The following is an 8397-nucleotide window of genomic DNA, read 5'->3' as shown; positions in this document are numbered from 1 at the left end:
GGAAAAGCAGCAAAAAATGTGCCCTACGTTGGAAATATCCAACGTAGAAGCGGAAAAGGAGCAAAAAATGTGCCCTACGTTGGAAATATCCAACGTAGAAGCGGAAAAGCAGCAAAGAATATGCCCTACATTGGAAATACCCAACGTAGAAGCGAGAAAGCAGCAAGTAAGGCGCCCCATGTTGGAAATATCCAACATAGAGGCGTTAAACAAGCTGTTGATTGACAGCAAAGGCTCGATAGCTGCTTCAAAATATAAAAGCGCATGTTGTTGGGCGAAAAATAACGAAATCGGCGTTGTGAGCCAATTCTAACTGTAGATCTCATTTTGATTGAGTAGCAGCGGATTTAATCAACGGGCAATGAGCAACGCGCTGGCACAAAGTTATCGATAAAAGTAGGAAAATACATTGCTAAATGATTTAAATACTAGCATTTTTGTTCAGTATTACGATTGTATCTATGTGCTGCTAAAGGGAAAAAACGCGGTGCCGAGCAATCTCTTTAATCCTTTATTTTACAAGAGAATAAGCTCAAAATGGCATGAAAACAGGGCGTATAAAAAATTGGTTCGTGTTCGCTAAGGTTTATGATATAATGTTAAACGTTATGTAAAAGAAAATGGGTAAAATGGGCTTATGAGCCGCAATGGCCGCCCGACTATATGCCCGAATTTACGGAGCAATTTGCCCGGGCATCGCCAAGCTTGTCCATAAGAAGCTATTTGCTGCCGCAGTACTGCAAGAAAGCGGAAGCGGACAGAAGTAATTTTGCTATTGCATATTACGAGCTAGTACTTATGGAGTAATCTTGCAGCTGAAAATTTTAAGCTAAATGCTAACGGAGCAAATTTTGCTACCGCAAAATTAAGCAGAAGCTAACGGAGTAATCTTGCAGCTGAAAATTTTAAGCAAATGCTAACGGAGCAATTTTGCTACCGCAAAATTTTAAGGAGTGAAAATAATTCATGTTCAAATTGAGCGAGATTAAAGAATTGATCAAACTGGTTGATCAAACTTCCGTTCATGAGCTGGAGATTGAAAATGAAGGGGCACGCCTGCTCATCCGCAAACCCGGCAAAACTGAAGTGGTGAATGTACAAGCAGCCCCAATCACCCATACATATTCGCCTGCGCCAATCCCAACTGCTGCGCCTCAAGCTATTGCAGCACCTGCTGCTCAGCCCGCTGCCGCTCAGGAAGCGCCAGCCGCAAGCACTAGCAAAGAAAATCTTCATTCAATTATTTCACCGATGGTTGGCACGTTCTACAGCTCTCCGTCACCTGACGCATCCGAATTCGTAAAAGTAGGCGACCGCGTTAACGAGAAGAGCGTCGTGTGCATACTTGAAGCAATGAAGCTCATGAACGAGCTCGAAGCAGAAGTTCGCGGAGAAATCGTTGAGATTCTCGTATCGAACGGTCAACTGGTTGAATACGGACAGCCGCTTTTCCTCGTTAAGCCGGAATAGCATTTTTCTCCCTGATTGGAGAATCTGTCGCCTGAAAGGAGTAACCACGTGAAATTTCAAAAAGTATTAATCGCCAACCGCGGCGAGATTGCAGTTCGCATTATTCGTGCCTGCAGAGAGCTTGGGATCTCGACGGTAGCTGTTTATTCCGAAGCCGACCGCGATTCGCTTCATGTTCGTCTAGCGGACGAGGCTTACTGTATCGGGCCTACTGCTTCTAAGGACAGCTATTTGAATTTGACTAACTTGATGAGCGTTGCGACGATAACAGAATGTGATGCGGTCCATCCGGGTTACGGCTTCCTTGCCGAAAATGCGGATTTCGCTGAAATCTGCGAATCTTGCAACATTACGTTCATTGGCCCTTCGCCTGAAGCTATCAGCAAGATGGGCGACAAAGCTGTTGCCAAAAATGACGATGCAAGCAGCGAACGTTCCAGTCATTCCAGGCTCTGACGGCCTCGTTGAAGATATGGACGAAGCCATTACAGTTGCACGAAGTATTGGCTATCCTGTCATCATCAAGGCGACTGCTGGCGGGGGAGGCAAAGGCATCCGCATAGCCGATGACGAATCGGCACTTATCCAGCAAATTACGACGGCTCAACAGGAAGCTCAAAAGGCTTTCGGCAATGCAGGCGTCTATCTGGAAAAGTATCTGACTGGTATGAAGCATGTCGAAATTCAGATTATGGCTGACAAGCATGGCAATGCCGTTCATTTGTTTGAACGCGACTGTTCTGTGCAGCGCCGTCGTCAGAAGCTCGTTGAGGAAGCGCCATGTCCGGTATTGAAGCCGGAGCAGCGCGAACAGATGGGCCAAGCAGCCGTCCGTGCTGCGCTCGCGGTTAACTATTCGGGAGCAGGTACGCTGGAGTTTTTGCTGGGGCCGGACGGTAATTTCTATTTTATGGAGATGAACACCCGGATTCAGGTCGAGCATCCTGTTACTGAAATGATTACAAACGTCGATCTGATTAAAGAGATGATCTCTGTTGCTGAAGGCAACCCATTGTCCTTTAAACAAGAGGATCTGCGAATCAATGGCTGGGCGATTGAATGCCGGATCAACGCTGAGGATTCGGAGCGCAATTTCATGCCATCGGCTGGTCATATTCCATTCTATCTGCCGCCAGGAGGAACTGGGGTACGGGTTGATAGCGCGGTGTATCCAGGCTACACGATCTCGCCGCACTATGATTCGATGATAGCTAAGCTAATCGTATGGGGCAGAACGCGTGAAGAAGCGATTGCGCGGATGAAGAGAGCGCTCTCTGAATTCGCAGTGGAAGGTATTAAGACGACAATTCCATTCCACCTGAAGCTTCTGAATCATCCCAAATTCGTTGAAGGCGACTTCGACATTAAGTTTTTGGAAGAGCATGAAGTCTAAGCCGGACAACTGTTTGTCATAATTCGCGTCGAATGTTATAGTATAGAAATAAGATGCGGTAGACAACACTCGGCTTTGATAGGCTGAGAACGCGCAACTTTAGGGAGGTGTACAACCATCATGAATACGATTGCTGCAGATTATGAGAAGACGGACATTGGCACGATTCAAATCGCACCGGAAGTTATTGAAGTCATTGCTGGACTAGCTGCCGTGGAAGTCAAAGGCGTAGCAGGAATGAGCGGCGGGTTGGCAGGCGGTATCGCTGAGCTGCTCGGACGTAAAAACTTGTCCAAAGGTGTGAAAGTAGAAGTCGGACAGCGTGAAGCTGCGGTTGATGTTTCGATTATCGTGGAGTACGGCAACCGGATCCCGGAAATCGCCTCGGAAATTCAACGCAATGTAAAGCACTCGATTGAGATGATGACAGGTCTTCATGTCATTGAAGTGAACGTACATATTCACGACGTCCATTTCAAGGCAGCGGAGAAACCAGAAGAAGAAGACAGCCATCTGCGCGTGAAATAGTATAGCAGGTACAGAATTGATTATAACCCCCTCGTGATGGGCATGCCGCATTCGCGCAAGGGGGTTTTCATTCGCTCAGACGAAAGGAGGCGTTTCGTTGATTAGAATCGTGGACAAGCTGCTTTTATTTTTATACAGCATCATTGTTGGCGCATTATCCGTTTTTATCGCATGCATCGGATTCAAATGGATATCCATCGACGATTTGAACGATATGGTTGATAATATGTATCGCATTTCTTCCATTCAAATTACAGTCGTAGTCATCGGATTGCTGCTGCTCCTTATGAGCCTCCGTTTCTTTTTTGTATCGTTGTATCGCGGATCAGCTGCTGCGCCGTCTATTGACCAGCGCACTGACTTTGGAGACATTCGGATTTCAATCGACACGATTGAGAATCTTGCTCTGAAGGCGGCTTCCAAGCATCGCGGTGTCAAAGATTTGAAGGCGCGTATCCGGGCATCGGATTCCGGCTTGGATATCGTGCTGCGGGCAGTAGTTGACGGAGAAAGCTCGATTCCGTCGTTGACCGAAGAGATTCAGCGTGCTGTTAAAGAGCATGTCGAGGATATTGCGGGCATACCGGTAACTAATGTTGCTGTGTTTGTCGCAAACGTCATCCAATCCGGAACGATTAAGAGCCGAGTGGAATAGAGGTGAATTTGCCGATGTGGAGAGAGTTCTGGGCAACCTATGGGAAACGTACGGTCGGCGCAGCGGCTGGACTTTTTTTCGGATTCGTGTATTTGTTTGCCGGCTTCTGGGACATGCTGTTTTTCATACTGCTCGTCTCGATCGGATATTGGATTGGCAAACGCAAGGATTTGCGGGAAGAACCTATATTCCAATGGCAGCGAATTTGGAATTGGTTGATGGAAAGATACAGACCGTTTAGATGATCCTGTGGTCTCCTCCGTACTCCGGAAGCCGGAATGCCGCCAGTTTTCGGGCAGGGAGGAGATCATAGTTTTTTTTTGGTGCTAGAGAAGAATTAATTCAGCTAGGCACAGCTCAAATGCCATGGAGGTTGTATGAAACGAAGATTAGCAAGAGAAATAGCGGTATCCAGTCTATATCAAATGGAAATGAATGAAGTAACGGCGGCTGAAGCAATTGAAATGCTAATGGAAGAAGCGCGCTCTGAGAATGAGATAGGCGCTGAATTTGTAGAGAACGAAAATACGGACAGCTACGTAAGCGAACTCGTTAACGGGGTAGCGGAACGGAAAGCGGCCATTGACGATATGCTGCAGCAGCATTTGACCGGATGGCAAATCGATCGGCTGTCTCGCGTCGACCGGCAAGTGCTTCGTCTTGCATGCTATGAAATGGTTTTCCGCGACGATGTACCTCATAAAGCTTCAATCAATGAGGCAATTGAGTTGGCGAAGCATTTCGGAACGGATGAATCGGGGAAATTCGTAAACGGTGTGTTGGGCAAGCTAATGCAAAATCTGGAAGAAGCGAATAAGGATACGGAAGCAGAAACGGAAACGAATCATTAATCACCGTTCATTGACGGATCGGCAGAAGGGGAGAGAAATATGAGCGCACAAATTATCGAAGGTAAAAAAATATCGGATTTGATTAGAGAAGAAATCAAACGGGACGCGGAAGCGTTGAAAGAGCAAGGTGTTGTACCCGGCTTGGCGGTTGTGCTAGTGGGCGAGGACCCGGCTTCCAAAGTTTATGTAGGCTCGAAAGAAAAGGCATGCCAGCAGCTTGGTTTTTATTCTGAGGTTCACCGCTTGGCGGAAAATACTTCGGAATCCGATCTACTTGCCTTGATCGACAAGCTGAACAATCAAGCTTCGATTAACGGTATTTTGGTGCAGCTTCCGCTGCCAAAGCATATCAATGAAAAAGCGGTTATTGATGCAATTGATGTCAATAAAGATGTTGACGGCTTCCATCCGGAAAGTGTCGGTAATCTCGTAATCGGCGATGATAGCTTGCTTCCATGTACCCCTGCTGGCGTTATTGAGCTGATCAAGCGCAGCAGCGGCGACATTTCCGGCAAGCATGCTGTCGTTATTGGACGCAGCAACATTGTCGGCAAACCAGTAGCCATGCTGCTGCTGAGAGAAAATGCGACGGTAACGATCTGTCATTCCCGCACGGCGAATATGGAAGAGATTGCGAAGCAAGCCGATATTTTAGTTGTTGCCATTGGTAAAGCAAAAGCGATCGGACGTAATTATGTTAAACCTGGTGCAGTCGTTATCGATGTTGGCATCAATCGCCTGCCTGACGGCAAGCTTGCCGGAGATGTCGATTATGAGGATTGCCTGGAGACGGCTGGCTATATTACTCCTGTACCTGGCGGAGTAGGTCCGATGACAATTACGATGCTGATGTCCAACACGATTACAGCGGCGAAAAGAGCTAATAAAATCGGGGAGTGACGCTCAGATGGCGAATCAGCCTCGCATTTACACGATAAAAGAAATTAATCGATATATCGGGATGAAGCTGGAGTCGGATTCGCTGCTCGGAGACGTATGGCTGCGGGGTGAAATTTCAAATTTCACCCACCATTCCAGCGGCCATATGTATTTTACGCTAAAAGATAAAGACAGCAGGCTGAAATGCATCATGTTCGCGTCACATAATCAACGCCTGCCTTTCATCCCTCGCGAAGGGACAAAGGTGATGGCTAGAGGCAATGTGGCGGTCTATGAACGGGACGGGAATTATCAATTTTATGTGACGGCTATGCAGCCGGACGGAATTGGCAGCCTGTACCTTGCCTATGAGCAGCTGAAGAAAAAGCTGGAAACGGAAGGCTTGTTTGCCGAAACGCGCAAACGGCCCATTCCGCGTTTCCCGAAAGCGATTGGCGTTATCACATCGCCCACAGGGGCAGCGGTTCGAGATATTGTCATTACGCTTCAGCGGCGTCATCCATCGGTGCCGATCTACATAATGCCCGTGCTCGTTCAGGGCAATCAGGCTGCTCCTTCAATTGTGAAAGCGATTGAATCGGTGAACCGTTTTGGCGAAGTCGACGTATTAATTGTAGGTAGAGGCGGCGGTTCGCTGGAGGAGCTCTGGGCTTTTAACGAGGAATCGGTTGCGCGCAGCATAGCGGCTTCGGCGATTCCCGTTATTAGTGCAGTGGGACATGAGACCGATTTCACGATTTCGGACTTTGTGGCGGATTTGCGTGCCGCTACTCCAACAGCAGCTGCAGAGCTGGCCGTCCCGCATGCGGCGGAACTTCGTCAGCAAATCGAGCGTCAGCAGCAGCGTTTGGAGCATGCGCTTCGAAAAATGCTGCAGGGTAGAAAAGAAAGGCTGCTTCGCGCGCGCAGATCGCCATTTTTCGTTCATCCGCGCAAATATTTGCTGGAGCAGGCGCAAAGACTGGATCGGTTGCAGGAAATTCTTCAGCAGCGGACGCTGCGTACAACGGAGAAAGGCCGGAACAAGCTAGAACAGTTGAACCGGTCATTGGCTGGCAATCATCCAGGCGAGCAGGCAGCGTTTGCGGCAAATAGGCTGCAGGCTGCTGCCAAAAGATTGGAGCAAGCGATGGGCGCAGCGGTAAAAGTGAAAAAACTGCAGCTTCATGGCAATATCCGTCAGTTGGATGCGTTAAGCCCGCTGAAGGTTATGTCCAGAGGCTACAGTCTTGTATATGACGAACAGGAATCAAGATTGATCAAGTCCATCGGACAGGTTCAACCGGGGGATCTGATTAAAGTTAAAGTCGCGGACGGTCAGCTGGACTGCCATGTCTGGTCGATGAAAGGAGAGGGAAACGATGGAAGCAGCGAATGAGCTTAGCTTTGAAGAAGCGATGGAGCAGTTGGAGCAAATCGTGGAACAGCTGGAGAGCGGCGATGTACCTCTGGAGAAGGCGATTGATTTGTTCCAGCAAGGCATGAAGCTGTCTCAGCTTTGCGGTGGAAAGCTTGAGCAAGTGGAGAAAAAGATCGAGCTTTTGATCGAAAGCGAGCAAGGCTTTCAGAAAAAAACGTTTGCTCCGGTAAACGAGGATAAAGGGGAATCATTTTGAGCGACGTTACAGAAATCAAGTCCTACTTAAATCATTGTGCGTCGCTCGTCGAGCAAACGCTGGCAACGGCACTTCCTGCTGAATGGGATGTTCCCGGTCTGCTTCGCGAGTCGATGATGTATTCGCTTGAGGCGGGCGGCAAACGTATCCGGCCTGCACTTGTGCTGGCAGCAGCTGAAGCGATACAAGGAAATGCAGCGGCCGCGGAAAACGCCCTGTCGATTGCAGGCTCCATCGAATGTATCCATACGTACTCCCTTATCCATGACGATCTGCCTGCGATGGATAACGATGATTATCGCCGCGGGAAGCTTACGAACCACAAAGTATTTGGGGAAGCGATGGCGATATTAGCCGGGGATGCGCTCCTGACACATGCTTTTCATTTGATTCCGCAAGCAGCCCGCAAAGGACGGCTAGAGCCTCAGGTTGCACTCGATATCGTTGAGGATTTGGCTATGTTTGCCGGGGCAAGCGGTATGGTCGGAGGCCAGGTTGCTGATATATTGGGCGAGCAAGGCGTAACCTCCATCGAAGATCTCGAATATATTCATTTGCATAAAACAAGTGATTTGGTCGTATTCTCCGTTAAGGCAGGCGCTAGAGTTGGCGGTGCTACGGAAAGCCAGCTGAAGCTGCTTGAGCAATATGGCCGCAATATCGGCCTTGCTTTTCAAATCCAGGACGACATTCTTGATTTGATCGGCGATGAGGCGAAGCTGGGCAAAAAAACGAACAGCGACGTTGCACAGCAGAAAGTAACTTATCCGTACTTGATCGGCATTGAGGAGAGCAAGGCGCAAGTGAAGCGTCTTACCCGCGAAGCGAAAGCGGCCGTGTTGGACGCAGAGCTCGCAATGCCGCAGCGGCTGCTAGAAATCGCCGATTATTTGGTACAACGGGATTTTTAGATGACACATTCCCGAAGCGTCGATTGGGAAAAGAATAAGCAATATGTTATAATTGTTGCATTATTCGACGTCT

10 protein-coding genes and 1 pseudogene are annotated in these 8397 nt (G+C 48.4%); all 11 read left to right on the top strand.

What is annotated here, in order from left to right; genetic code table 11:
* Positions 1 to 313 (top strand): hypothetical protein (locus tag TY10_RS30740; protein ID WP_162160592.1); only part of this gene is annotated, 313 nt, incomplete at its 5' end.
* 653 nt (positions 314 to 966) lie between these two features.
* Positions 967 to 1470: an acetyl-CoA carboxylase biotin carboxyl carrier protein gene (gene accB / locus TY10_RS09065; RefSeq protein WP_042162679.1), complete on the top strand. Its 504-nt coding sequence runs from the start codon at positions 967 to 969 to the stop codon at positions 1468 to 1470.
* A gap of 48 nt (positions 1471 to 1518) precedes the next feature.
* Positions 1519 to 2863, top strand: a pseudogene (gene accC / locus TY10_RS09060) (acetyl-CoA carboxylase biotin carboxylase subunit).
* 120 nt (positions 2864 to 2983) lie between these two features.
* Positions 2984 to 3391: an Asp23/Gls24 family envelope stress response protein gene (locus TY10_RS09055; protein WP_042162678.1), complete on the top strand. Its 408-nt coding sequence runs from the start codon at positions 2984 to 2986 to the stop codon at positions 3389 to 3391.
* Between the two features lie 97 nt (positions 3392 to 3488).
* Positions 3489 to 4046 carry an alkaline shock response membrane anchor protein AmaP gene (amaP, locus tag TY10_RS09050; protein WP_042162677.1) on the top strand — a complete coding sequence of 186 codons (558 nt, stop codon included), beginning with the start codon at positions 3489 to 3491 and terminating at the stop codon, positions 4044 to 4046.
* A 14-nt stretch (positions 4047 to 4060) separates the two neighbouring features.
* Positions 4061 to 4291: a DUF2273 domain-containing protein gene (locus TY10_RS09045; protein WP_052350447.1), complete on the top strand. Its 231-nt coding sequence runs from the start codon at positions 4061 to 4063 to the stop codon at positions 4289 to 4291.
* 132 nt (positions 4292 to 4423) lie between these two features.
* A complete protein-coding gene (nusB, locus tag TY10_RS09040) occupies positions 4424 to 4897 on the top strand; it encodes a transcription antitermination factor NusB (RefSeq protein WP_042162676.1) in 474 nt (157 codons plus the stop codon).
* Positions 4898 to 4936: 39 nt separating this feature from the next.
* A complete protein-coding gene (gene folD, locus TY10_RS09035) occupies positions 4937 to 5797 on the top strand; it encodes a bifunctional methylenetetrahydrofolate dehydrogenase/methenyltetrahydrofolate cyclohydrolase FolD (RefSeq protein ID WP_042162675.1) in 861 nt (286 codons plus the stop codon).
* Between the two features lie 7 nt (positions 5798 to 5804).
* Entirely contained in the window at positions 5805 to 7175 is a 1371-nt protein-coding gene (gene xseA, locus TY10_RS09030; protein WP_042162674.1) for an exodeoxyribonuclease VII large subunit, read from the top strand.
* On the top strand, positions 7159 to 7413 hold the full coding sequence (xseB, locus tag TY10_RS09025; RefSeq protein ID WP_042162673.1) for an exodeoxyribonuclease VII small subunit: 255 nt from the start codon (positions 7159 to 7161) through the stop codon (positions 7411 to 7413). The genes xseA and xseB overlap by 17 nt, the downstream gene beginning before the upstream one ends.
* Positions 7410 to 8324 carry a polyprenyl synthetase family protein gene (locus tag TY10_RS09020; protein WP_052350446.1) on the top strand — a complete coding sequence of 305 codons (915 nt, stop codon included), beginning with the start codon at positions 7410 to 7412 and terminating at the stop codon, positions 8322 to 8324. The genes xseB and TY10_RS09020 overlap by 4 nt, the downstream gene beginning before the upstream one ends.
* Positions 8325 to 8397: the final 73 nt, after the last annotated feature.

The organism is Paenibacillus gorillae, assembly GCF_000513275.1.
In the GTDB taxonomy this organism is placed as follows: domain Bacteria; phylum Bacillota; class Bacilli; order Paenibacillales; family Paenibacillaceae; genus Pristimantibacillus; species Pristimantibacillus gorillae.
Note: the sequence above shows the minus strand (reverse complement) of the source record. Positions and strands in the feature narration are given on the sequence as shown.